Genomic DNA, 23283 nt, shown 5'->3' with positions numbered 1-23283 from the left:
CTCTGATTACGCCGCCGCGCGCATCGTAACTCCAGTCGGGCTACGCCCTCCTTCCGTCACGACGCGCGCAACAGGGGGGTCAATTTTGCACGCCGATACAGGGTCAAAGTTCAGAGCCGATTGACAAACGAGCGCCGGTCGGATTGCGCAAAGGCTTTCACAGAGCGATTCCAGTCGTCAATATTCAGAACGGGGATAAACTTATGTAAGGCGCATCTAAACGGGCATTCAAAAGTAATATACGTATAGAATGATGCATTGGAGGCTATTTTTGTAGCAACAAAATTTCACGGCGGAGGAGGGGCCTTCAAAGGCCCTTGAAAGAGCCTTAAATGGCCGTTCAAGGACCAGGGCGTTTCAGAGGGCGCTTTATACTCGTCCGAATGCTTGCAAAATGCTCGCATTGCTTGAGCGCAATGCGCCCGTCGATCCGGTCAGGGCGCCCTTGCACAGCAGGCGCCTCGCTCAAGAGCTCCGTCGGGGCCATTTCAGACCCGAGGAGACGGGGGCGAAATCCCGAATCACCCGGTTCGATCGCGATACGCAAGGCGTTGTCGCAGGCCGACAACGACCACCCGCCTTATGGCGCCGCCATTCCAGATAGCGACTCTCATATCCCGACGATCGGCCCGCTGACCTCGCTCAACGGCAATCGCAATTCGGATAACGACAATCGAATCCCGGCTAGCGACAATCCGGTCCCGGTTAACGACAAGAAATTCACCCGATAACAGGCCCGCGTTTTCAAAAATTCAGTTAAGTCCCCTGTTTCTGGCGACATTCCTCCCGCTTTTTAAAGCACGGAATCGACGTGAGGACACTGAAATCACGTGGTTTTCGTCGCAGGCAATGGGGTGAAGCCTGAATTTTCTCTGTTTTTATTCTGGAGCCAGGGAGGGGAGAGGGGAGACCGGTTCGCGGAAGACTGCGTCCTCAGCCAGATTTCGAAGCGCCGCCAAGCAGACAAGCGAAGCGATGGCGTCTTGCCGCATTGTTGTCGTGTCCATGCCTTTCAGAGGCGGTATCCATGCTCACGGTCGGGACGGGAATGCTTTCGGAGCTGGCGTCAAGCCCGCTTTGAGGCGACGTCGCGCCAGAGCTTGAACGGGGATGGTTCGGCGTCGCCCGCGCGAGATCATTCGTCCGAACCCTGACAATCGATTTTTGGCGCGGGTTCTTTGACGAGCGGCGTAACAGCGCGCCAAACGACCGCCGGAACGGTTCTTGCTCGACCGGCGGCAAAATTAACCGGATTTCTAGCGGGATACCCAATTTCGGCAGTATCGGGATGAGCACGCCAGAGCGCACCCACACTTACGCCGGACTCATTTATGACAGCGCGCGCTGGGATCAGTTCACGCTGCGCGACGGCGACATTATCGTCTGCACGCCGCCCAAGAGCGGCACGACCTGGACGCAGATGCTGTGCGCGCTCCTGGTGCATCAGAGCGCGACGCTGCCGCAGCCTCTGACGCGTCTGTCGCGGTGGCTCGAACGTCTGGCGCAGCCAATCGAGGAGGTCGTCGCCGATTTCGACGCGCAGCCATTTCGGCGCGTAATCAAGACCCACACGCCGCTCGACGGCATTCCCTTCGATCCGCGAGCGATTTACGTCGTCTGCGGCCGCGATCCGCGCGATGCGTTCCTGTCGATGATGGACCATCTGGACAATTTTTCGGATGAGACCGTGGCGGAAATCATGGGACGGTTGCGCGCGCAGGGCGAGAGCCTGCCGTTTCCGAAAGATCCCAATCTGCTGTTCCCGGTCTGGATGACGACGCCCGAAAAGCCCTGGATGGACGACGGCTTTCCCTGGGGCTCGGCGTTCTACTATATGCGCAGTTTCTGGAAGTTTCGTCGGCTGAGCAATATCGTCTTTCTGCACTACGTCGATTTGAGCGACGATCTTGACGCCGAGATGCGCCGGTTGAGCGCTTTTCTCAAAATTCCGATCGACGAGGCCAGGTGGCCCTCGCTCGTTGCGGCGGCACGCTTCGACGCCATGAAGGCGATCGGCGACGAAGCCGCGCCGGGCGCGCATCTTGGCGAATGGCGCGATGCGACCGCATTCTTCAAGACGGCGCGTCGCGGCCAATGGCGAGATGCGCTCTCGCCTGCGAACCAGGCGCTCTATGACAGGCTGTCCGTCCAGCGTCTTGAACCGCGGCTAAAGGCTTGGCTCGAGGGCGGACGCCGCGCGGCGGATCCGAAGGCCGGTGCGCCGGAGGAACAGCTGGGCGACAGACATTCGCTAGAGTAAGGCGGGCGACTGGCAGGGCCGAATCTCCCGCCGCTTGGAATGGTTTGATGCCGATGTGAATGCGCCTCGAGATCAGCCGAGGCACAACGCAGGTCGAAAATGAAAGGTGGGCCGATGAACGCGCTGAAAATCGGGATCGGTGTCGCTCTGCTCGCGTCGCCAGCCTATGCCGACCGAAAAATGGCGGACCAATGTGCTGCGGATCTTCCGCCTAATTCGAAGGCGATTTACGCGGCGGCGGTTGGGAAGATGCGACGAGGCGCTGACAATGAGTCGGTGGTCACGGCGATCACGCTGCGCATGGTCGGCTCCGGCAAGTTAAATCCTCTGACGGCGAGGACGGTCGCCGAGGCGGCCGGTGATTGTCTCAGGAAACTCGCGGACTGACATCAAAGCGCGGGTGCGACTGTCGGCGCGTTCGGCTCGCGCCGACAGTCGGGAGACGGTTCCCGCGTCGCATTTTCGGTTCTGCGACAAGGCGTGAGACACGCAATCGGGGTGACGCGGGCCCTTGGTGTTGGCGTGGCTCGGGCTCATCGGATTGCCGCGATCGTCGAAGAGAAAACCGACAAGCATAGAGGAGGAGGTGATCTCGAGCCTTCGCTTGACGGCGCTTACGGCCAGTCTCGCCTGCGTCGAGATCGCTCTTGATTCTGCAGCGCACCGCCATCCTCAGTAGGATCGGCCGCTTCTTGCATCAAAGATCGCTCACGTTCGTCGCAATCCGTTCAATTTTCCGTCCGCCCTGAGAACGATGTGGCGCGTTCTTCTCGAGCATCAGCAAATCGTTGAAATATTCGATCGTTTGGACGAGCCCGTCGCGTAAGGCAATGGCGACGGTAGCCAGACGCGGTCTTTTTGTTTTGTCGACGATCTCGTCGAGGCGATGCTCCGCGAGGTTGACGCCTGCAACAATTTGGCCTTCACGCGCTTGGCTAACCCAAGCATGTTTATAGCTCCGCTCACACTCGTCTTGGTCGTCTGAACAGGATCCCGCTGATAATGAATGGGCGAGGCGGGACAGGCCAAATTAAATATCTCATCGACTTCCACATAGAGTGGGAAAGTCACGTCACGGAGTAACTCGAAATTTCTATTGTCGAGCAAATGCGAAATGTTGCGTCGAGTTCCCGTGAAAAAATTATCGACGCAGAGAACGTCGTGGTCGGCGTCAAGCAGGCGCTCGCATAAATGCGATCCAATGAACCCCGCCCCACCTGTCACCAGAATTCGTTTCCCCATGATCAATCACCAACTCCAGAGCTTGCTGCCGATTTGCGAAAGAAATGGCGCGTCGAGCGCGCGTCCTGCTGTCAGAAACAGTTCCGCGGCGGGTTTCAGCCATGGCCGTGGAGCGAAACTCTTGTGTTCCGTTCGGCGGAGTCCCGTGCCCCTCACGCCATCCACCAGAAATCGGAATTTGTTTTCGCCTATCAATTTCGTGAGCGATTCCGCTTTAGAATGCGGGGCGTTCTCTAAATAGAGATCAAGACTTTCGTGCTTCCGTTCTGGCTCATGATCCATGAGAGCGACCTGAGCAGCGCCGGCAAGACGCCGCTCCTTGGCGGCACGGCGACCCGGCGCGTTCTGGAAGAGGAGGGTATTGCGCCACGCGGGTTTGATGAGAAGGCGTTCCGAGCCTTTCTTGAATTCCTGGAATGCCGCACGGAGGCCCAGCCAGAGATTCTCGAAAGTTGAGACAGGACATGGACTTCGGGAACAGGGCCGGGAATTCAGGGCATTTGCGCGAGGAGCGGCTCAGAGACTTTCCTGAGTCGGAATTCCCGGTCTCAATGGCGTGATTCCGGCCACAGTCTCAGTCGGCGATTTTCCGATGTCCGGGGCTTTTCGACGGACGACACCTCGCGCCAGCGCGTGGCGATGGTTCTCCAGCTTATTTGAAACGCATTTGTGATCCGCGTGAAGCGGCGCATGGACATGCGCAATCTGCTGTTCCCGGCCTGGATGACGACGCCTGAAACGCCTTGGATGGACGACGGCTTTCCTTGGGGCTCGGCGTTCTACTACATGCGCAGTTTCTGGAAGTTTCGTCGGCTAAGCAAGATCGTCTTTCTGCACTAAGCCGATTTGAGCGACGATCTCGATTCCGAGATGCGCCCCTGAGCGCTTTTCTCAAAATTCCGATCGATGAGGCCAGGTGGTCCTTGCTCGTTGCGGCGGCCCGTTTCGACGCCATGAAGGTGATCGGCGACGAAGCCGCGCCCTCCCCGCACAATCGATATTTGCACGTGCGCGGCCGCACGGCGCGTTTCAACGAGACGGGCGATGATCTGAACGTTGCAAAAACGCTTGGCTTTTCGGAGCGATCAGGGCCGGCCGTTCAGGCCGGCCCTCTTTTGCGTCGCCTGCCCGGCTTCTTCGAGATGACGTCTCGGCCGATGCGGCCGTGGTCCGCCGTCGCCAGCGCGGATCACAGATCAGGCCTGGTCACCAGGTCCTGGATCTGGCCCGCGAGGCGCTCCGCGATGCAGGCGTAGCCGGCGTCGTTCATGTGCAGACCGTCCGGCGCGAGCAGAGGCTCGACGCCGGCGTCCGAGGAGGCGTCGAGCGTCTTCATCAGATGGTAGCGGGAAAAGAGGCAGATCTGCTCCTTCTCCGCGACCCGCTCCAAGGTCTGGACGAAACGTTCGTAGCGGGCGGGATCCTTGATCCTCTTGGTGAATTGAGGATCGAGAATCAACAGGTCGCTCTTGTGGCGCTCGATCGACAGGATGCCGCGTTCGACCACGGCTTCGAATTTCGGCTCCGTGACCGATATGTTCAACGCGTCATTTGTCCCGACCTGCCACAGCACGAGATCCGGTTCGACGCGGTCGAGTTCGACGTTCAGGCGCTCAAGCGTGCGATCGGCGGTTTCGCCGGCCTTCCCGGCATTGATGACCTCGACGATCGCGCCGGGAAATCTTTGCTCGAGCGCGAGTTCGAGCCGCGCCGGATAGGACGCCGCCGGCGAAGAAGCCCCGACGCCCTGGGTGGAGGACGAGCCGATTGCCAGCACATGTATGGGCATTTTCGCCCGCAGCCGCGCGGCGGTCCGTTTCAAAGCGCCTCGCGACGGGAGTCGAACCGGGGCGGCCGAGCAGCGATTGCGCGGCGGCTCGACCGCAAGGGCGGGCCAGGGCGCGGCGCAAACGACGCTCGTCAGCGCGTGAAGGACAGCTCTTCGGTTCGGACGAAATCCGCTGAGGCCGCAGCGGTCGCCGCCCGAGGCGTGATGCGATGTCTGCATTCCAGGAAGCTCGCAAGTTTGTAGAGAGTCCAGAGTCCGGCGAGGACGAAGACGACGTCAAATAAGGGAGAGCGTATCGCCGTCGCGTTTAAAATTTGTCCAATGACGCTTAAGAGACTGCCGGCCCCAAAGACCGCCAGGCTATGCCTCCCCATCAGCGACATGGCCGAAAAAATCGCGGTCGGTTTGAGTTTGGCGGACAGGCCGGAGCAGTAAAGCACATAGGCGAGGGCAAGAAAATCGGCGATTCTGATGACGCCGAGCTCGGTCTTGCCGCGGTCCAGATGGGCGCTGACGGCTTGCGCGACGTCGGGCAAGACCCCCAAGACATCGGTCACGATGAGCGCGGCGCCGAAGGTGAGCGCCAACGCGAATCGATAGGCCCCGGCGTGAATCGGAAACTTGCCGTCCTGCAGGACCAGTCCCGCGAAAACGCCGAGGGCGAACATGAACTGCCACGTCAGGGGATTGAAAAACCATGCGCCCGGCTCCGGCCAGGAAGGCAGGTTCGCGCCGGTAAGGCGGGCGACGGCGTAGATGCCGGCCGACAGCAGCAGCATCCGCCAGCGGCTGCGCAATCCTGTAACGAACAGCAGAGGCGCGAACAGCAACAGCGCGACATAGAGGGGGAGAATGTTGAAATAGCCGATCTGATGTCCGAGCGTCGCGACGCCGATCAGGCCGCGAAGCGGATCATGAAACAGCGTGGCGCGACCATGTTCGGCGAGGAATTGCTCCTGGCCGGTCAGCAGCGTCGCCAGCCCGAAGAGGCCCAGCGCAAGAACGGTCAGGAGGATGTGCGTGGCGTAGAGCCGCTTGGCGCGCGACAGCAGAGGCGCCGACGCCGTCCAGTTCGGCGCCGACCTGAACCGACGCGCATAGGCCAATGCGACGGACAGTCCCGACAGGAAGACGAAGGCTTCGGCGGCGTCAGAAAACCCGTAATTGCGCGGCGTTAGATTGCCCAGGACATTGCCTGGGATGTGGTTGATGAAGATCATCGCCAGCACAGCGCCACGCCAAAAATCGATCGATTCGATTCTCTTTTCCGACACGAATTTCTCCTGCCACCGCGCCGCGCACATCCATCGTCACAGTGCGCGAAGTCGGACATATTGTCATGCACGATTTTGAAACGTCGCGGCCTGTCTTCGAACTTCCGGCGCGCGAATGCCGTCGCATTTTGCATCGCGCGCCGGGTCGTCGCGGCCGCTCGTCCGGTGTGTTGCGTTGAGGAGTCATTTGCTCTCAAATCGCAACGCTTTTGCATCTCATTGGATTGCGGCATGCTGAAGGTCTTTTGCTCCCCAGCGAGATATGTTCAGGGCCGCGACGCGACGCGAGCGCTTGCCTCCGAACTTTCGCGGCTGGGCGTCGCCGGCGGCGCGTTGATCATCGCGAGCCCCGCCGCCCGTAACGCCTTGGAGCCGATATGGCGCGACTCGTTTAGAGCCGCCGGACTCGCCCACGCCATAATGGATTTCGGCGGCGAATGTTCTTTGGCCGAGATCGCCCGCGGCGTGGCGGAGGCGCGTCGCGTCTCGGCCTCGACGATCGTGGGCGCCGGCGGCGGCAAGACGTTGGACGCCGCTCGCGCCGTCGCCGCCGAACTTGAGGTGCCGGTCGCCTGCTGTCCGACGACCGCGTCGAGCGACGCGCCCTGCAGCGCGGTTTCCGTCGTCTATGCCGAGGATGGCGAATTCGAGAAATATCTCTATTACCGGCGCAACCCGGATCTCGTTCTTGTCGACAGCACGATCATTGCGCGCGCGCCGGCGCGCCTGCTGGTCGCCGGCATGGGCGACGCGCTCGCCACCTATTTCGAAGCGGACGCCACGATCCGCGCCCATCGCAGGAACGTCGCCGGCGGTCTGAGCACGATCGCGGCCGCTGCGATTTCCGAGCTCTGCTACAAGACTCTGCTCAACGACGGAACGTCGGCCGTCGCCGCCGCGCGGGCCGGCGCGGTCACGCCGGCGCTCGAACGCATCATCGAAGCGAATACGCTTCTCTCCGGGCTTGGCTTCGAGTCGGGCGGACTCGCCGTCGCGCATTCCGTCCATAATGGGCTGACCGCGGCGCCGGAGACACATGATCGGCTGCATGGCGAAAAGGTCGCCTTCGGCGCGCTTGTGCAGCTCGTGCTCGAAGGGCGGCCGAGTTCGACGATTGACGAGGCGATGGGATTTTGCGTCTCCGTCGGGCTGCCGGTGACGCTCGCCGAGCTCGGGCTTCAGCAGCTGACGCGAGATATGGCGTGGGCGATCGCCGAACGCGCCGTCGCCGCCGGCGAAAGCGCGCATAACGAACCTTTTGAGGTGACCGCGGCAAATCTCGTGGACGCGATCCTTGCCGCGGACGCGCTCGGCGCGGCGTTCAAGCCGCGCGCTTCATAGCGCCAACTGATATCCAGCGATATCCAAGCGCGCCTATTCCGCCAAGGCCGAAAGGATCGCGTCCGCGGCGCGAAGGGCGAGCGCGGCGATGGTGAGCGTCGGGTTTGCGGTTCCGCCGGTCGGGAATGCAGCCGCGCCGACCACAAAAAGATTTGGGTGCGCGTGGGCGCGAAGATTTCTGTCGACGACGGATGTCGCCGGGTCGTCGCCCATACGCGCGGTGCCCATGATATGGCCGGCGCCCTGCGCGTCATCCTTATGCCAGAAGGCGTCGACGCCAATTCTGGCGAACATGTCCTCATGCCGGTGTCTGGCGTTGGCGCGCGCGCGGTCGAGATAGTTGTCCAGCTGATAGAAGATCGCAGGACGCGGCAGGCCGGTCTGTTCGATCTGCGTCGAATTTAGCGTCACCCTGTTGCGCGCCAGAGGAAGCTGCTCGGTCAACGCCGCGACGCGGACGTGCCGTGACGTCTGGTCCTTGAGGGCCGCGTCGAGCGCCGGTCCGCGCAAGCCGCTCAGCGCCAGTTCGCGCGCGGTCGACTCGGGCGCGCCGGTCGGCCAACTCCAGCCCTCATTGCCGATTTCGAATCGCAAGGCCGAATTGACGGCGCGATCGTTCAGGTTCCGGAAATTTTCGATCCCCGACGTCGCGCCGGGTCCGCGATACGGCCAGACCGGTTGGCGGCTCAGCGCCCAACTGAGCTGGACCGGATGATCCATCAGGTTGCGCCCGAGCTGATCCGAGCGGTTCGCGACGCCGCTAGGACAGGCCTCGGACGCCGACGCCAGAAGGAGCCGCGGCGTCTCGATGGCGTTGGCCGCGACGACGACGACGCGCGCGAAGACGCGGCCGGTCGATCCGTCCGATCGCACGAATCTGACGGCTTCGACGCGCCCGTCCGAACGACATTCGACAAAATTGGCGCAGGTCTCCGTCAGCAGCTGCGCGCCGAGAGCTTCGGCGCGCGCGACATGAATGGTGGCGTCGTATTTCGCTTGGATCGGGCAGACGGGGATGCAGCTGGCGCTGCCGTGACAAGTTGGTCGGCCGCCGGACGGTTTCGAGAGGCGCGCCTGCGGCGTCGGGCGGACCTTGTATTCCGAGGTCCGCAAAGCGTCGCGCCACGCGAGATCCAGGAAACTCTGGGCGATCGGCCGCTGGGGGTAGGGCATGGAGCGCGGCGAACCGAGATCGTCGTGATCGTCTCCAGCGACCTCCAGCTCCTGTTCGGCCCGGCAGTACCAGGGCTCGAGGTCGGCATAGGCGATCGGCCAATCAACGGCGAGCCCGAAGAGCGATCTCATGCGGAAATCGTCGGGGACTAGGCGAACGGCCGATCCCAGCCAATGCCAGGTCGTGCCGCCGACCTGCCGCAAATAGGTCGAGTTGAACGGATGAGGCCCTGTTTGCGAATAAAACGCATTCGGCTTGTCGGATTCGGGATGCGGCGCGAATCCGGCCTGCGCATAGGCCGACTCGGGCGTCTTCGGAAAGGCGCCATGGAAACGCGTTACGGCGGCGGCGCGATCGACGCGCGGGCCGGCCTCCATGACGATGACTTTCGGCCCCTTGCGCGCCACTTGGCTGGCGACCAGCGCGCCGGCGACGCCAGACCCTATGATCAATACATCGGCGTGAAAATCCATTTGGAGGCGTCACTTCGTTGCGGGAGCAAAGGCCCAATGTGGCGCGTCGTCGCCGGGAACGCCTCGCGGCCGCGCAAATCCGATCGCGTCCCACATCAGCGCGCCCATGTAATCGACGCAGATCATACGTCCGGAGTCGACGGCCTGACCCGAATACCAGTCCGCCACAATTCTGCGCGCGAGCCGATTTGTCGGGTCTTGCTCCAACTGGCCCAAGTCGAATCGGAATTCGCCGCGGCTTGGACCGAGACTCTGCAGATAGATCCGGGCGGAATCGACCGAAAGATGCGACCGTCCCGTCAGCGCGGCGCTGAGCTGAAGAAAGTCGGCGAGATCCGAGGTCTCCGCCAAGGCGCTGCGAACTGCGATGCAGGGCAGGAACGCGCCGAGCGCGCAGCTCGTCAGAAGCTTCCGCCGCGAGAGGTTACGATCCATTGCGCGCATCGCCTTCTTGCATCAGCTGGCCATCACTTCAGCGCGTTGGCGCAATCTTGTTCTCGAACGCTTCAATCGCCGCCTGCGACAGCGCGGAGGTCAGCAATTCTTCGAGCACAGAGGGCGGGATGGTAATATCGAGACTGTAGCGAAGTCCAACGTCGACCGTTTCTCGGTCGGGGAAACTCGCAAGCAACAAGGTTCGTCCGGCGCTCTTGACGATGGCGGCGATGGTCTCGAGCCGCTTTTCCCAATCGCTGTCGAGCCGCATGAGCCTGCCGAGATAGACCGCGACGCCGTCCGCGCCGCTCTCCATCGCGACATAGGCCTGCGTCGCCGTGAAGACGGCCGTCGCCAGAGAGGCGCATCCCACGTCCTTCAGCGTCCGGCAGCATGTCAGGCTCGTTCGGGTCGGCGCGAGCTTGATCCAAAGCGTCTTGTCGCGCGCGGTTTTCAGATCGTCGAGCAAGAGCGTGGCGAGCTTCAACGTCTCGTCGGGGCCGCCGATCGCCTGGATCATCAAGTGTCGAATCGCGCCGATCTCGGCGGACATTCTGCAGAGGCCGCGCGCGGCGGCGACATACTCATCCGCTGCGAGAGCGTCGACGCCGGCGGCGCTGGCCATCAGCGCCGGATTGGTGGTGAACCCCTGCACGCCCGGGAATTCGAGCGCTCTCCCGATCGCGTCCCGATCCGCCGTATCGACGAGCAGCATGGCGTCTCCATGGAATTTTGTATCGTCGGCGCTGACGGCTGCGCGCGTCCTGTTCTCACGCCGGCTTTTTTCGCGCGCTCAGCACGACGCTTTTCGGATTGCCGAGAATCGCGTCCCAGAACGCCTGCCCGTATCGCGCGAGTCCCTCCCGGGATACGGCGAAGGGCGTCCAGACGATGTCAGCGAATCGGGCGCGTTGAAGCGCGTCCTCATATGCGCGTCGACTCCACTGCGTGAATTCGATCGCGAATTTTTCTGCTCCGACAAAACTCATCCGAACGCGCAGACTGCTTGGGCCCTTGCCGATCGTTTCGAGAACGTAACCATAAGAGCGCAGATCGTCTCGATTGTTGATGAAGTCGGGGTTCGGCACGACGGCGACCAGTCGGCCATCGTCTTTCAAATTCGCGGCGACAGACTCGAACATCCGTCCGAGCGTCTGCTCCTCTTCGGCGTAGTTGAACAGAAAGACGGCGGTGGCGAGGTCAAAGGACCCGAACACGTCCATCGCAGCGGCGTCGGCGACTTTGTACGTAACCCCAAGCGAGTTTGCGCTTTCTTCCTGTCGCGCAGCGTCAATCATCGCCGGCGACCGGTCGACGCCGAGCGCTTCCCTTGCGTCGAGCAACTTCAGCAGCCGGGAATAGTGGCCAGTCCCGCATGCATAGTCGATGGCGTTTGCGCCTGCGTTATCGCCGAGCACGGATTGGACGGATGGCGTTTCGAGAAAAAGAGTGACGTCATCCTTGCGCGCTTGCGAAAATTGCCCGCTGATTTCTCGATACTGGTCTGTCATGAGCAATTTCCAAAAAAACGGATGACGCCGTCAGGGTTCATGGGCTTTCAAAAACGAGTCGAGGCTCGGCCCGTGACCTCGTTCGAAGAGGCGCTGTTGTGAGGTTCGCCGACACAGCATGGAGACGCGACAGGGCAGGGCGCTCGTTCGTTTAAGCGACAGCGGCCGATGGGCTCAACTGGCGCCGCGACGCTTGCGGCGGACGATGTCGCGATCGCTCACAATCAGGAGATCAAGCCAGGCGATTCCATGCCGAGCGATGAGATTTTGAGCGACAGCGCGCGTCACGCCTCTTGCATAATCTCGCAGACCTGCGTCGACGTCGCGCCGCGCGCTTACATCCCCTGAACGACAGGTTCGCCGGCGTCGAGCCAGGCGAGGATGCCGCCGCCGAAATGCGTGTTGGCGTCGCGCCTGCCGAGGAGCCGCGCCTGTTCCATCGCCGACACCGAACGGCGGCCCGAACGGCAATAGATCACGACCTGCTGGCCTTCGCTCGCGACCGGCAGCTTGCTCGGATCAAATTTCGACAGCGGATTGAACAGCGCGCCGGCGATATGGCCCGCCGCATATTCGTCGGCCTCCCGCACGTCGACGAGCAGAATCCGTCCCGACGCGAGGCCGGATTTCAACTCGTCCAGGCTGATGTCGCTGAACTGACTGCCTGCGCTCATGACGCTTAATCCTCCGATGATCCCGTATGATGTTCCTGGCGGTCCGTCGCCGACTATCCCGTATTGCGCAAGCCCGCCGAAATGCCGTTGATCGACATCAATATGCCTTCGCGAATGTCCTCGCCGCGCTCGCCTGCGCGATGGCGGCGGATCAGTTCGACCTGCAGATAGTTGAGCGGCGCGATGTAGGGAAAGCGGTGCCGGAGCGAGCGCGCGAGCGTCGGATTGTCCGCGAGACGCTCCTTGGAGCCGCGAATTTTTTCGAGCGCCTCAATGGCGCGCGCGTGTTCCGCTTGGATCATGCCGAAAATGCGGTCCGCGAGCGCGCGGTCCTCGACGAGTCCGGCGTAATGATGCGCGATCGACATATCGGTCTTCGAAAGGATCATGTCGATGTTCGAAAGCAGCGCGCGGAAGAACGGCCATTCCTGGCTCATGCGGCGCAGCAGCGCGAGGCGCGCCTTTTCGTCCTTTTCAATGAACGCCGCGATTGCCGAGCCGAAGCCGTACCAGCCGGGCAGGGCCACGCGCGCCTGCGCCCAGGAAAAGCTCCAGGGGATCGCGCGCAGGTCTTCGATGCGGCGCGACGGTTTGCGCGAGGCGGGACGCGAACCGATGTTGAGCGAGGCGATTTCCGAGATCGGCGTCGACGAAAAGAAGAAATCGACGAAGCCTTCGGTGCCGTAGACGAGGCCGCGATACGCGGCCATGCCAGACTGGGACAATTCTTCGGCCGCCTCCAAAAACTCCGGCGCCGGCGTTCTTCGATCCGACAGCAGCGTCGCTTCGAGCGTCGCCGCGACAAGCAGTTCGAGGTTGACGTGGCCGATCTGCGGATTGGCGTATTTCGCGGCGATGACCTCGCCCTGCTCGGTCAGGCGGATCTGTCCGTTCACCGTGCCGGGCGGCTGCGCGAGAATGGCGTCATAGCTCGGGCCCCCGCCGCGTCCGACTGTGCCGCCGCGTCCATGGAAAAGCCGCAGGGTGACGTTGGGCAGCGAGGCGAAGAATTCCGCCAGCGCCGTCGAGGCGCGATAGAGCTCCCAGATGCTCGTCAGAATGCCGCCGTCCTTGTTGGAGTCGGAATAGCCGAGCATGACGTCCTGCTGCGCGCCGGAGTTGACGATGAGCTTGAGGATGCCGGGAAGCGCATAGAATTCCCGCATGATCGGCGCGGCGTTGCGCAAATCCTCGATCGTCTCGAAAAGCGGCACGATGATGAGGTCGGCGATGACGGTCTTTGCGTCACGCGGATCGAGCGTGCCGCGCATCAGGCCGCATTCCTTCTGAAGCAGCAGAACTTCAAGAAGGTCGCTGACCGTTTCGGTGTGGCTAATGATGTAATGGCGGATCGCCTCGTCGCCGTACAGGCGCCGCATTTCGATGGCGCGTTCGAGGATGGTCAATTCGCTCGTGGCGCGCTCGCTATAGGTCGCGCCCGGCAGGCGCACCGGCCGCGGATCGCTGAGCAGGCGCAGCAGCAAGTGCTGCTTCTCCGCCTCGGGCAGCGCGGCGTAGTCGTCAACGACGCGCGCGACGTTGAGCAGTTCGACGATGGTCTCCTCATGCCGGTCGGAGCTCTGCCGAAGATCGAGCGTCGCCAGATGGAAGCCGAAGACTTCGACGGCGCGGATCAGCGGCTCGAGCCGCTGCGTGGCGATGACTTCGCTGTGATGCACCCGCAGGGATTCGTCGATGGTGACGAGATCGGCGAGCAGCGCCCAGGAATTGGCGTAGGGTTCGCCCGGCGCGACCGCATGGCGCGCCGCGTGGCCGCCGGTCAGCTTTTCCAGCGTGCCGGCGAGGCGCGAATAGACGCCGATCAGCGCGCGGCGATAGGGTTCGTCGTCGCGATGCGGATTGTCGTCGCAAGAGCGCGCCGCCAGCTCTTCGAGCGCCCTGGTGCAGCCGGCGTAGCGCCGCGAAATCGAAAGTTCGGCGCCGAGCTCATGGACTTCGATGAGATAAAAGCGCAGCGCCGTTTCGCATTGCATGCGCATGGCGGTGGAGAGCGAATCCGCCGTGACGTTCGGATTGCCGTCGCGGTCGCCGCCGACCCAGGCGCCCATGCGCAGGAACGGCGGCACGCGCAGTCCTTCGAGGCGCAGTTCGATGTCGGCGTAAAGACGCGGGATCTCGCGCAGGAAGGTGCTGCGATAATAGCTCAGCGTATTCTCGATTTCGTCGCGCACGGTCAATCGCGATTGACGCAGAAGCTCCGTCTGCCAGAGCTGCGAGACCCGGGCGTGAAGCTGCATCTCGTTTTGCGCGCGCTCGGCCTTGCCGCGCATATGTTCACGCGCCGCGAGCAGCTTGAAGATCGCGTGTTCCGCGTCGAGAAGGCTCTTGCGGCGAACCTCGGTCGGGTGGGCGGTAAGCACCGGCGAAACCCAGCCGCGCGCCAGCGCCTGGGCGATCTTGCCGGCGCCGACCGCAGCCTTGCGCAGATGCGCAAACGCCGTGGCGAGGCTCGGCGCGCCGGTGAGGGCGCCGCTCGCCTGCGCGCGCGCCCGTTGCTGCAGCGGGTGCAGGTCTTCGGCGATATTCGCAAGATGCGAGAAATAGCTGAAGGCGCGGATGACGGTGCGCGCCTCTTCCGCCGTCAGCGAGCGCAGCAGCGCGTCGAGGCTTCGGTCGGCCTCGACGTCGCCATTGCGGCTGGCGGCCACCGAGAGTCGCCGGATCGTCTCGATGCGCTCGAAGGCCGCGACCCCCTCATGTTCGCGAACGGCGTCGCCAAGCAGGCGTCCGAGAAGGCGAATGTCCTCGATCAGGGACTCGTCGCCCTTGGTCGCGTCGGGCTCTCCGCTCGTCGCCGGCGTGGGCGTGGCGAGCTTTTCCTGCGTCTGCGCTTCGAGCTGCATGATCCGTCGCAACCTTTTGAATTTTTCGCGCCGCGAGAGGCGCCTCGGGGAAAGCTATAGCAGGCTTCGAACGCGTTTTCGACGCGACACTTGTTCAAGGCGTCCCGGCCGCTTATAGACTTCGGCGAACTTACGCCTCATCTCCGCAATTTGCGGCGCGAATGGTCAAACCATGCTCGACACTACGGAAATTGCTATCTTCGCCGCGGTCGGCTTGGTCTTTGCCTTGGGCCTGCTCGCCTTCTGCCGCTGGTCTGGCGCGGCCGTGCAGCGTGTTGCGGCCTATGCGCTGATCGCGCTGTCCTTTTTGTACGTCGGCTTCGCCCTGCGCGCCGAAGACCCGACCGCCTGGGTCGGCTTCGAAATGACCGGCGTCGCTGTTTTCGGTTCGCTCGCCGGCATGTCGATCATCGGCTCGCCCTGGTGGGTCGCCGCCGGCTTCGCGTTGCATCCGTTCTACGCGATCTACTTCCATTATATCGGCGCCGGTTCGCAATTCGCGCCGGCGCCTTTCGTGGCGGCCAATGTCGCGTTCGACGCGGCGATGGCGATCTTCGTCGCTTACGCGGCCCTGCGCGGCGCGCGCAATGCGAAAGGCGCGGGCGAAACGCCGGCGGCGCCGCAGCGGAAACTTGCGGCGCGCTCCCAGCATCGTTCGCAGAGCCGCGACGCTGGAGGTCAAGCGTGAACGCGCCAGTCGACGTCTCGCTGCGCCACGACTGGCGCCTCGAAGAGATCGTCGCCATCCACGACCAGCCGCTGCTTGACCTCGTGGCGCAGGCCAACGCCGTCCATCGCCGCTTCCATGACGTCACCGACGTGCAGAAGGCGGCGTTGCTGTCGATCAAGACCGGCGGCTGTCCGGAAGACTGCTCCTATTGCCCGCAATCGGCGCATCACCGCGAGGTGAAGCTCGACCGCGTCGATCTCCTGGAGACGACGGAGGTGCTCGCCGCCGCACGGACGGCGAAAGAAGCCGGCGCCGATCGGTTCTGCATGGGCGCGGCCTGGCGTTCGGCGCCGGAGGGCAAGCGTTTCGACGCCGTGCTCGATATGGTGCGCGGAGTGCGCGCGCTCGGCATGGAAGCCTGCGTCACGCTCGGCATGATCAATGACTCGCAGGCCAGGCGCCTCGTCGACGCCGGGCTCACCGCCTACAACCACAATCTCGACACCGGCCCCGAATTCTACGGCGAGATCATCACGACCCGCACCTATGAGGACCGTCTCGAAACGCTCAAAGCCGTGCGCGGCGCGGGACTGGAGATGTGCTGCGGCGGGATCATCGGCATGGGCGAAGGCGTCCATGACCGCGCCGGCATGCTGCAGACGCTCGCGTCGTTCGATCCGCATCCCGAAAGCGTGCCGATCAATGCGCTGGTCGCCGTCGAGGGCACGCCGCTGGCGGGGCGCGCGCAGATCGATCCGCTCGATCTCATGCGCATGGTCGCGACGACGCGCATCGTCATGCCGAAGTCGCGCGTGCGTCTTTCGGCCGGGCGTTCGTCGCTGTCGCGCGAGGCGCAGATTCTCTGCCTCGTCGCCGGCGCCAATTCGATCTTCTACGGCGAGCGGCTGCTGACCACCGACAATTCCGGGGTCAATGAAGACGACGCGCTGTTCGCCGCGCTGGCGGCGCGCGAGGCGCGCGCCCCGGCCGCGTCCTAAACGCGCTCGGTCGGGCCGAAGATCGCCTCGAAGTTTTTGCGCAGGGCGGCGTCGACGGCGCGCATGTCCGCGGCCGCGCCAAGATCGGCGAGGCTCGTGACGCCGAGATGGGCGTCGCGCACGCCGCAGGGCGCGATGCCGGAAAAATGCGACAGATTCGGCGCGACATTGAGCGCGACGCCATGGAAGCTCACCCATTGCCGAAGGCGCACGCCGATCGCGGCGATCTTGTCTTCCGCCGTCTCGCCGCTCAGCCCTTTGGGCTTCTCCGGCCGTTCGACCCATACGCCGACGCGCGCGGCGCGACGCTCGCCGCTGACGCCGAAGTCGGCGAGCGTCGTGATGATCCAGGATTCCAACGCGCAGACCAGGGCGCGCACGTCTCTCTTGCGGCGCGTGAGATCCAGCATGACATAGGCGACGCGCTGATTGGGGCCGTGATAGGTGAACTGCCCGCCGCGCCCGGTGCGATGCACTGGAAAACGCGCGTCGAGCAGATCCCGGTCTTTGGCCGAGGAGCCGCCCGTATAGATCGGCGGGTGTTCGAGCAGCCAGACGCATTCGCGCGCTTCGCCCGCGGCGATCGCGGCGGACCGCGCCTCCATCCAGGAAACCGCCTCTTCATAAGCGACGCGCGCGTCGCTGACGCGCCATTCTACCGGCGGCGCCCCAGCGGGCGCGCGCATCGCCATATCGGCGGCGGGCGCAGGGGGGCAGGCGGCGTCGCTCATCGCGGCACTTTACATCAAAAGGGAGGTCGGCGCGTCGGCCCGCTTGTCATCTGCAAGGCGATTTGTTAGACGCAGCGCGCCGGCGCTTCGCGGTCAAGCGGAGCGCCTTTGCGGCCGTGGCGGAATTGGTAGACGCGCTAGCTTGAGGTGCTAGTTGGGCAACCAGTGGAGGTTCGAGTCCTCTCGGCCGCACCAGATCCGAACGGCGGTTCCTCAAGACTTGGCGCGCGTTCGCCCGAGTCTGTTCAGCTTCGCTGGAGCTGCCGCCGCCGCGCCGACAACCGGGCCCGAGCGTTCGGCGATCGCCTCAAGACCACGACACCGGAAGAGGGCTTAGGCCATTCGGCCGCGGCGACAGTTGCGCGGCTGAGCGCTTCGCGCGCGTGGGGTGATGAGCCCGCGCAGGGCCAAAGCCATCGGGCGTCCTCAACGCGCGCCGATTCTCCTACCGAGGTCCGTCGGCGCAGGCTTCGAGAAAATAGGACTATCGAGTATCGCCGATCATCGGCTTGATCAGTTCGTTCCACTCGCCCTCGGATGCACATTGCTTTTGGCCGACCGTGCATCGGTCAATGTCCATCGGCCCGTCGTCCTGCTTGCGAAGGCCCGAGAATGCGCCCGCCTCGCCGTCGCCATTCACATCGCGCAAGGTTTCAACGAGCCGAAACTGCTTGTCGCTGGCGCTGATCGTTTTCAGGCCTTCGAGGTAGAAGCATTTATGAGAAACGGGGTCGTACCGTGCGTGGAAAAACGCGATGTGAATCCCGTCTTTGTCGGTATATTCCCGCTGCGGATGCGCGTGATTGAAGATATCGGCGACGCGTTTCTCGCATCTGTCGCGCAGCGCAGCGTCTGAGGCGTTTGGCTTTGCGCGCGCCGCATGTGGCGTGATGAGAAGCATCAGGACGAGGCTGGAAAAAACGGCTGACGTTCTCGGGCGCATCTGCGCTCCTGCTGCGGAATCGTTGCGACGACATCCCGCTATAGACTGTTTCGGCGCGGACTCAAGGCGCATGGTTAACGCCCGCGGGCGCCTGATAATTGTGGCGCCGCAGCGGGCAAACATCAGCCACATTCCCGATTGCAAAATGCCTGCGCTGGCGCTTGCTCCGTAAGAGCCGCCCGCTCGGTCTCCGCCAATCGCGCGCATGACGCTTGGCGAGTGGATCGCGGAGCGCGGTTCGAGCCGGTTCCGTTCGTTCGACCGCGCCCGGAGAGGGAAGTATGGCTGTATCGTTACGAGACCGCAGCCCGCCGCCAAAGGCTGACAATATTGAAACGCGCGCGCGTTACGCTTGGCATGACATCGAACATGACTGGCGCGTGGCCTCGCCCCGGACGAACGGCGCCGCCCGCCGCCAATCTCAAGCGGCCTCCGACCGCAACTTCAAAAGGGTCGAGCGTTTCTTCTATTTTGGCGCCGCCGCCCTCGTGATTTTCGGAACGGCGATCGTCGTCGGTTCGGCGTTCTGGGGCGAACTTCCCCAAAATATCGATCCGGACGATCTGACTACGCCTCAAAAGATTGCGACTCCCGGCCCGGCGCATCCTGCGGCCAGCGCGAGTTCGGAGGCGCAGGCCAATTTGCGGTCGCATGAGCAGCCGGTCTCGATAGTCGCCGGGCCGGTCGAGCCGACGCCGACGCAAGAACCTGCCTCGTCAACGCCGGATGGCGCAGAATCGGCGCAAGCCGCGGACGCCGCGAACCCTCTCGCCTCGTCGATCGCCGGTCTCGATCTCGAGCCGGAATTTCTCAACGACGACATTGCCGGACGACGGAGAAGGGCCCGCCGCGGCGCGGAGAGCGGTGCGACCGAGACGGCGAAGGCGGCGCCCGAGTCTGAGCCGGCCGGGTCCGATGCGTCCACGCGCAAATGCTATGTCCGGATTTCAGGCCGCGTGCAGAACAGCGGCGTTTGCCAGATTTCGCGGCAAGGCGGCGCTGTGACCTTCCAATATTCCGGTCAGACGTTGACGCTGTCTCCGGTCAGGGGAAAGACGTGGTCGGCGAAGCTCGGCGGGAAGAATATCGGCAACGTCTACAAGAGCGGCGGCTCCTGCTGGGGGTCGAGGAGCACCTATATTTGCGACCGCGGCGGCTAGCCGCCGCGCCGCGTCGGAGCTCACGGCTCTGCTGATTTCGGAGCCTCCCGCGCGCCCTGTTCATGCGCATGCGGGGCCAGCCTGCCCTTGCGCCCCAGCGTCTTGGCGATGATCGGCTCGGTCGTCGAGGTCCAGCCGGGACCGGCGGCGACGATCGGAGTCGCCGCGTCGCCCGGCGTGATGTGCACGAGCGCGTAGCCGCGCTTTTTCAGCTGGCGCAGGAACTCAGGCAGCATCTCGGCGGTGATCGCCTGCGAATCATGGAACAGCACGATGCCCTTGCGGCTTTTCTCGAGCCGCGAGAGCACGAGTTCGAGCTCGGCTTTGGACGTCATATGCGCCCAGTCTGACGCCCACAGATCCGAGCCGAAGATCGTGTAGCCGCGCCCGTTGAGATAGGCGACGAGCGCGGGCGTATCGGCGTAGCCGGGAAAACGGAAGAAGGGCGCGGCCGTCGCGCCGAGCGCTTTGTTCACGGCTGCGATTCCCTTGTCGATATCCGCCTTGGCGGCCTCCTCGCTCATGAGTCTGAGGGTCTTGTCCGGATGGCTGTAGGAATGGTGGCCGATGCTGTGTCCGTCCGCGGCGGCGCGTTTGACGAGCGCTGGAAGGCCTTCCGCATTCCGGCCGATCAGAAAGAAGGTCGCGCGCGCGCATTGCTTGGCGAGCGCGTCGAGCACTTTCGCCGTCGTCGGCGCGGGGCCGTCGTCGAAGGTCAGAACCACCTCATGGTCGCGCAGGTCCAGCGTGCGCGGATAGCTTTGCAGGCCGACCGCCGTTCCATTTGCGCGGTCGATCTCAATGACGCGCGACACGCCGAGCGCCTCGGGTCCGCAGGTCCGCTCCTCGGCGGCGACGCTTTGCGGGGAGATCAGGGCGATGGACGCAAAGGCGAGCAGCGCGCGCGCAAACCGTCGGGCGGGGGCGTCGTCCGTCGGCGCTTCATGTTTTTTCGTCGTGGGAAAAATAATGGTCATAAGGGCGTGCCGGTTTGAATTCTCACGCCCCCAGGGTTAAGAGCGCGACCATAATATAGCGCGGGACCGCCAATGCCGCTCGATCATGAAGATACGGCGACCGCCGCCGAGGACTTCCACGACGACGGCGCGGCTTCTCTGAGCCGTGAGTTCGTTCTGGACGTCGAAGGCGCGATCGCGCTCGGCGACGCCGAGCGCGTGCGCGAACTCGTCGGCGATCTCCATGAGGCTGACCTCGGCGCGTTGCTGGAGCTCCTGAGTCACGACGCGCGACCGCGTCTCGTCGAGCTGATGGGCGCCGACTTCGACTTCACGGCGCTGATGGAGGTCGGCGAGGCGACGCGCGAGGAAATTCTCGAAGAGCTTCCGGTCGAGACGCTTGTCGAGGGCATGCGCGAACTCGAGAGCGACGACGCCGTCGCCATTCTCGAAGCTCTCGAGCCGAAGGAACAGGCGGAGGTCCTCGAAGCGCTGCCGGCGCAGGAGCGCATCGTCCTGCGCCGCTCGCTGGATTATCCGGAGGATTCCGCCGGCCGCCTGATGCAGACGACCTTCGTCGCCACGCCGCCGTTCTGGACGGCGGGGCGCGTGCTCGATTTCTTTCGGGAGAGCGGCGAAGAGAACCTGCCGGAAAGCTTCTTCGAAGTTTTCGTCGTCGATCCCGCCTACCATCTGCTCGGGACCGTTTTCCTCGACGCGCTGGTGCGCGCCAAGCCCAGCGCGCGGCTTGAGGAAATCATGCAGACGGATCGACGGCGGGTGAAGGCCATCGAGGACGGCGCCGAGGCGGCGCGGCTGTTCGAGCGCTATAATCTCGTCTCCGTTCCGGTCGTCGATGAATCCGAGCGGCTCGTCGGCGTGCTCACCATCGACGATATCGTCGACGTCATTCAGGAGCAGGCGTCGGAAGAAATCCTGGCGCTCGGCGGCGTCAATCCCGAAGAAGAGCTGACCGACGATTTCTGGTGGATCGCCAGGAACCGCTTCACCTGGCTTTCGGTCAATATGCTGACCGCCTTCATCACCTCCACCGTGCTGAAAACCTTTCAGTCGCAACTGGAGCAGATGGTGGCGCTCGCGGTGCTGGGGCCGATTGTCGCGGGGCAGGGCGGCAATTCGGCGACCCAGACCATGACCGTCGCCGTGCGGGCGCTGGCGACGCGCGAACTGACCCGCGCCAACGCGATGCGAATTATTTTCAGGGAGTTGGCCATCGGGGCGGTCAATGGCGCGGCCTTCGGCATGGTCACCGGCATCGTCGCCGCAAACTGGTTCAACAATGTCGGGTTGTGGCCGGTCATGGGCTTGGCGATGTTCACGAATCTGGTCGCGGGCGCCTTGGGGGGCATCGTCGTGCCGCTCGCCTTCGACAAGATGAAATTCGATCCCGCGGTCGCCTCCGGGCCCTTCGTGACCACGATCACCGATGTGATCGGCTACGGCGCCTTCCTTACAATCGCCAGTTTGTGGTTCCATCTGGGGTAGGCGCGTCGGCGCGTTTACGCTCCGTTACCGCCTGCGGAGATAATTTGACGAAATGCGCTCGTTGAAATGTTTGCCCCCCTTTGTCCTCGCCGTCTCGTGCGCCGCGCTGGCCGCGGCGACGCTCGCCGGTTGCGGCAGCTCCTTTGATCCGAGCTTTTCGCGCCGGCCACGCTTCCAGACTAGCGCCCCGCTGATCAATCCGAAGCGCGATCCGAGCTTCCTCGCCTACGCGGTTCCGGAGACGGACCTCCACAAATTCCCCGCCACGCGCAGCGCCGAATTCGCCGTCCACGGCATCGACGTGTCGAAATATCAGGGGAATATCGACTGGGAGCAGGTCAAGGACGCCGGCGTCTCCTTCGCCTTCATCAAGGCCACCGAGGGCGGCGACCGGACCGACTCCAAATTCGCTTACAATTGGGCGGCGGCGAAGGCCGCCGGCGTGCCGCGCGGCGCCTATCATTTCGTCTATTGGTGCCGCCAGCCGCACGAGGAAATCGCCAATTTCAAGAGCGTCGCGCCCAATGAGCCCGACGCGCTGCCGCCGGTGCTCGACGTCGAGGCGACGCCCACCTCGCGCAGCTGCAAGCGCACGCTCTATCGTGAGGAAGTGCTGCGCGACATGAAGGCGATGCTGGAGGAGATGGAGCGCCACTACGGCAAGAAGCCGATCATCTATTCGTCCGTCGACTTCTACCAGGCGATCCTGCACTCGAACGCTCTCGCCGAATATCCGATCTGGGTCCGCTCGACGAAATATCATCCCAAGGTCCGCTACGGCGACCGCAGATGGACCTTCTGGCAGTATCGCTCGGACGGCCGCATTCCGGGCATCGTCGGCGCCGTCGATCAGAACACCTTCAACGGCTCCGCCGATCAGTGGCGCAGCTGGCTTTCGTATCAGACCGGCCTGCGCGCGGCCCCTGTCGCCGCGCGGCCCGTCGACGATCGCGGGTCGAAGCAGCTCATCGAGGAAGATCCCGCGATGATCCCGCAGGAGAAGGACAGCAGCGGCCTGAAGCCGCCCGCCGCGATCGAGGGCGGTCAGACCGCCCAGGACAGGCAGGGCTAGCAGGGGTAGCCAGCGCGGGCGAATTGGTGTATTCGCGCGCATTCCTGAATTTTCGTCCCGCGCGCCAAGACGCCGGCGGGACGCGCCCGGAGAAGAAGAAAAATGGCCGTTCCGAAGAGAAAAACCTCGCCGATGAAGCGGGGCTTCCGTCGCTCCGCCGACGCCCTGAAGGCGCCGACCTACATCGAGGACAAGGATTCGGGCGAGCTG

At 63.6% G+C, this 23283-nt stretch carries 23 protein-coding genes, 1 tRNA gene and 1 pseudogene; 13 read left to right on the top strand and 12 right to left on the bottom strand.

The features are described 5' to 3' along the window. Positions 1-551 precede the first annotated feature (551 nt). From AB7F41_RS14375 to AB7F41_RS14365, 3 genes are all read left to right on the top strand, one after another. Positions 552-731, top strand: coding sequence for a hypothetical protein (locus AB7F41_RS14375; protein ID WP_428380564.1), 180 nt, complete (start codon positions 552-554; stop codon positions 729-731). A 557-nt stretch (positions 732-1288) separates the two neighbouring features. Further along, complete coding sequence (locus AB7F41_RS14370) at positions 1289-2260, top strand: sulfotransferase domain-containing protein (RefSeq protein ID WP_428380566.1); 972 nt, start codon at positions 1289-1291, stop codon at positions 2258-2260. Positions 2261-2374: 114 nt separating this feature from the next. Beyond that, positions 2375-2647, top strand: coding sequence for a hypothetical protein (locus tag AB7F41_RS14365; RefSeq protein ID WP_428380568.1), 273 nt, complete (start codon positions 2375-2377; stop codon positions 2645-2647). Between the two features lie 507 nt (positions 2648-3154). On the opposite strand, the pseudogene AB7F41_RS14360 reads toward AB7F41_RS14365, so the two are convergent. Then, positions 3155-3502: pseudogene (locus AB7F41_RS14360) on the bottom strand (NAD-dependent epimerase/dehydratase family protein); the annotation flags it as partial. Positions 3503-3757: 255 nt separating this feature from the next. Between AB7F41_RS14360 and AB7F41_RS14355 the strand changes: the two are divergent. Then, positions 3758-3958 carry a hypothetical protein gene (locus AB7F41_RS14355; RefSeq protein ID WP_428380570.1) on the top strand — a complete coding sequence of 67 codons (201 nt, stop codon included), beginning with the start codon at positions 3758-3760 and terminating at the stop codon, positions 3956-3958. 213 nt (positions 3959-4171) lie between these two features. After that, positions 4172-4342 carry a hypothetical protein gene (locus tag AB7F41_RS14350; RefSeq protein WP_428380571.1) on the top strand — a complete coding sequence of 57 codons (171 nt, stop codon included), beginning with the start codon at positions 4172-4174 and terminating at the stop codon, positions 4340-4342. Between the two features lie 349 nt (positions 4343-4691). Here AB7F41_RS14350 and AB7F41_RS14345 read toward each other — a convergent pair whose 3' ends face one another. Both AB7F41_RS14345 and AB7F41_RS14340 read right to left on the bottom strand, forming a co-directional pair. Then, positions 4692-5324, bottom strand: coding sequence for an SGNH/GDSL hydrolase family protein (locus tag AB7F41_RS14345; protein WP_428380573.1), 633 nt, complete (start codon positions 5322-5324; stop codon positions 4692-4694). Positions 5325-5422: 98 nt separating this feature from the next. Beyond that, positions 5423-6565 carry an OpgC family protein gene (locus tag AB7F41_RS14340; RefSeq protein WP_428380575.1) on the bottom strand — a complete coding sequence of 381 codons (1143 nt, stop codon included), beginning with the start codon at positions 6563-6565 and terminating at the stop codon, positions 5423-5425. 231 nt (positions 6566-6796) lie between these two features. Between AB7F41_RS14340 and AB7F41_RS14335 the strand changes: the two genes are divergently transcribed. Beyond that, positions 6797-7906, top strand: a complete 1110-nt coding sequence (locus tag AB7F41_RS14335; RefSeq protein WP_428380577.1) for a glycerol dehydrogenase — start codon at positions 6797-6799, stop codon at positions 7904-7906. Between the two features lie 33 nt (positions 7907-7939). Here AB7F41_RS14335 and AB7F41_RS14330 read toward each other — a convergent pair whose 3' ends face one another. The 6 genes from AB7F41_RS14330 to ppc all read right to left on the bottom strand — a co-directional run bounded on the left by AB7F41_RS14330 (position 7940) and on the right by ppc (position 15037). After that, positions 7940-9553 carry a GMC oxidoreductase gene (locus tag AB7F41_RS14330; protein WP_428380579.1) on the bottom strand — a complete coding sequence of 538 codons (1614 nt, stop codon included), beginning with the start codon at positions 9551-9553 and terminating at the stop codon, positions 7940-7942. 9 nt (positions 9554-9562) lie between these two features. After that, a complete protein-coding gene (locus AB7F41_RS14325) occupies positions 9563-9988 on the bottom strand; it encodes a sugar dehydrogenase complex small subunit (RefSeq protein WP_428380581.1) in 426 nt (141 codons plus the stop codon). 37 nt (positions 9989-10025) lie between these two features. Continuing rightward, positions 10026-10703 (bottom strand): transaldolase family protein, encoded by a 678-nt coding sequence (locus tag AB7F41_RS14320; protein WP_428380583.1) that lies wholly within the window; start codon positions 10701-10703, stop codon positions 10026-10028. 55 nt (positions 10704-10758) lie between these two features. After that, positions 10759-11499, bottom strand: a complete 741-nt coding sequence (locus tag AB7F41_RS14315; protein ID WP_428380585.1) for a class I SAM-dependent methyltransferase — start codon at positions 11497-11499, stop codon at positions 10759-10761. A gap of 335 nt (positions 11500-11834) precedes the next feature. After that, positions 11835-12173, bottom strand: coding sequence for a rhodanese-like domain-containing protein (locus AB7F41_RS14310; RefSeq protein ID WP_428380587.1), 339 nt, complete (start codon positions 12171-12173; stop codon positions 11835-11837). A gap of 53 nt (positions 12174-12226) precedes the next feature. After that, the gene (gene ppc / locus AB7F41_RS14305; protein ID WP_428380588.1) at positions 12227-15037 is read right to left on the bottom strand and encodes a phosphoenolpyruvate carboxylase; all 2811 of its coding nucleotides are present in this window, start codon (positions 15035-15037) and stop codon (positions 12227-12229) included. A gap of 172 nt (positions 15038-15209) precedes the next feature. Between ppc and AB7F41_RS14300 the strand changes: the two genes are divergently transcribed. Both AB7F41_RS14300 and bioB read left to right on the top strand, forming a co-directional pair. Then, on the top strand, positions 15210-15725 hold the full coding sequence (locus AB7F41_RS14300; protein WP_428380590.1) for a PTS sugar transporter subunit IIA: 516 nt from the start codon (positions 15210-15212) through the stop codon (positions 15723-15725). After that, on the top strand, positions 15722-16705 hold the full coding sequence (bioB, locus tag AB7F41_RS14295; RefSeq protein ID WP_428380591.1) for a biotin synthase BioB: 984 nt from the start codon (positions 15722-15724) through the stop codon (positions 16703-16705). Before AB7F41_RS14300 ends, bioB begins: the two co-directional genes overlap by 4 nt. On the opposite strand, the gene lipB is transcribed toward bioB, so the two are convergent. Next, the gene (lipB, locus tag AB7F41_RS14290) at positions 16702-17436 is read right to left on the bottom strand and encodes a lipoyl(octanoyl) transferase LipB (protein WP_428380593.1); all 735 of its coding nucleotides are present in this window, start codon (positions 17434-17436) and stop codon (positions 16702-16704) included. The two genes, bioB and lipB, sit on opposite strands and share 4 nt — an antisense overlap. A gap of 110 nt (positions 17437-17546) precedes the next feature. Here lipB and AB7F41_RS14285 point away from each other — a divergent pair. Then, positions 17547-17631, top strand: a tRNA-Leu gene (locus AB7F41_RS14285). A gap of 289 nt (positions 17632-17920) precedes the next feature. Here the strand turns inward: AB7F41_RS14285 and AB7F41_RS14280 are convergent. Then, positions 17921-18586 carry a hypothetical protein gene (locus tag AB7F41_RS14280; RefSeq protein ID WP_428380594.1) on the bottom strand — a complete coding sequence of 222 codons (666 nt, stop codon included), beginning with the start codon at positions 18584-18586 and terminating at the stop codon, positions 17921-17923. 74 nt (positions 18587-18660) lie between these two features. On the opposite strand from AB7F41_RS14280, the gene AB7F41_RS14275 reads away from it, so the two are divergent. Then, a complete protein-coding gene (locus tag AB7F41_RS14275) occupies positions 18661-19539 on the top strand; it encodes a hypothetical protein (protein ID WP_428380596.1) in 879 nt (292 codons plus the stop codon). A 20-nt stretch (positions 19540-19559) separates the two neighbouring features. Here AB7F41_RS14275 and AB7F41_RS14270 read toward each other — a convergent pair whose 3' ends face one another. Beyond that, a complete protein-coding gene (locus AB7F41_RS14270; RefSeq protein WP_428380598.1) occupies positions 19560-20516 on the bottom strand; it encodes a polysaccharide deacetylase family protein in 957 nt (318 codons plus the stop codon). A gap of 72 nt (positions 20517-20588) precedes the next feature. Between AB7F41_RS14270 and mgtE the strand changes: the two genes are divergently transcribed. From mgtE to rpmF, 3 genes are all read left to right on the top strand, one after another. Further along, entirely contained in the window at positions 20589-22001 is a 1413-nt protein-coding gene (gene mgtE, locus AB7F41_RS14265) for a magnesium transporter (RefSeq protein WP_428380599.1), read from the top strand. A gap of 52 nt (positions 22002-22053) precedes the next feature. Next, positions 22054-23073 carry a glycoside hydrolase family 25 protein gene (locus AB7F41_RS14260; RefSeq protein ID WP_428380601.1) on the top strand — a complete coding sequence of 340 codons (1020 nt, stop codon included), beginning with the start codon at positions 22054-22056 and terminating at the stop codon, positions 23071-23073. 102 nt (positions 23074-23175) lie between these two features. After that, a partial coding sequence (rpmF, locus tag AB7F41_RS14255; protein WP_428406629.1) for a 50S ribosomal protein L32 occupies positions 23176-23283 on the top strand: 108 nt, incomplete at its 3' end.

The organism is Methylocystis sp., assembly GCF_050251305.1.
Taxonomy (GTDB): domain Bacteria; phylum Pseudomonadota; class Alphaproteobacteria; order Rhizobiales; family Beijerinckiaceae; genus Methylocystis.
The sequence above is the reverse complement of the archived record's forward strand: the minus strand, read 5'-3'. Positions and strand labels throughout refer to the sequence as shown.

Bases quoted from the DNA above. Each gene is read 5' to 3' on its own strand.
- AB7F41_RS14260 (WP_428380601.1), top strand. From the start codon at position 22,054: ATGCGCTCGTTGAAATGTTTGCCCCCCTTTGTCCTCGCCGTCTCGTGC.
- AB7F41_RS14365 (WP_428380568.1), top strand. From the start codon at position 2,375: ATGAACGCGCTGAAAATCGGGATCGGTGTCGCTCTGCTCGCGTCGCCA.
- lipB (WP_428380593.1), bottom strand. From the start codon at position 17,436: ATGAGCGACGCCGCCTGCCCCCCTGCGCCCGCCGCCGATATGGCGATG.
- AB7F41_RS14300 (WP_428380590.1), top strand. From the start codon at position 15,210: ATGCTCGACACTACGGAAATTGCTATCTTCGCCGCGGTCGGCTTGGTC.
- AB7F41_RS14370 (WP_428380566.1), top strand. From the start codon at position 1,289: ATGAGCACGCCAGAGCGCACCCACACTTACGCCGGACTCATTTATGAC.
- AB7F41_RS14315 (WP_428380585.1), bottom strand. From the start codon at position 11,499: ATGACAGACCAGTATCGAGAAATCAGCGGGCAATTTTCGCAAGCGCGC.
- AB7F41_RS14310 (WP_428380587.1), bottom strand. From the start codon at position 12,173: ATGAGCGCAGGCAGTCAGTTCAGCGACATCAGCCTGGACGAGTTGAAA.
- AB7F41_RS14270 (WP_428380598.1), bottom strand. From the start codon at position 20,516: ATGACCATTATTTTTCCCACGACGAAAAAACATGAAGCGCCGACGGAC.
- AB7F41_RS14280 (WP_428380594.1), bottom strand. From the start codon at position 18,586: ATGCGCGCGATTGGCGGAGACCGAGCGGGCGGCTCTTACGGAGCAAGC.
- AB7F41_RS14275 (WP_428380596.1), top strand. From the start codon at position 18,661: ATGGCTGTATCGTTACGAGACCGCAGCCCGCCGCCAAAGGCTGACAAT.
- AB7F41_RS14330 (WP_428380579.1), bottom strand. From the start codon at position 9,553: ATGGATTTTCACGCCGATGTATTGATCATAGGGTCTGGCGTCGCCGGC.
- mgtE (WP_428380599.1), top strand. From the start codon at position 20,589: ATGCCGCTCGATCATGAAGATACGGCGACCGCCGCCGAGGACTTCCAC.
- AB7F41_RS14335 (WP_428380577.1), top strand. From the start codon at position 6,797: ATGCTGAAGGTCTTTTGCTCCCCAGCGAGATATGTTCAGGGCCGCGAC.
- AB7F41_RS14320 (WP_428380583.1), bottom strand. From the start codon at position 10,703: ATGCTGCTCGTCGATACGGCGGATCGGGACGCGATCGGGAGAGCGCTC.
- ppc (WP_428380588.1), bottom strand. From the start codon at position 15,037: ATGCAGCTCGAAGCGCAGACGCAGGAAAAGCTCGCCACGCCCACGCCG.
- AB7F41_RS14325 (WP_428380581.1), bottom strand. From the start codon at position 9,988: ATGGATCGTAACCTCTCGCGGCGGAAGCTTCTGACGAGCTGCGCGCTC.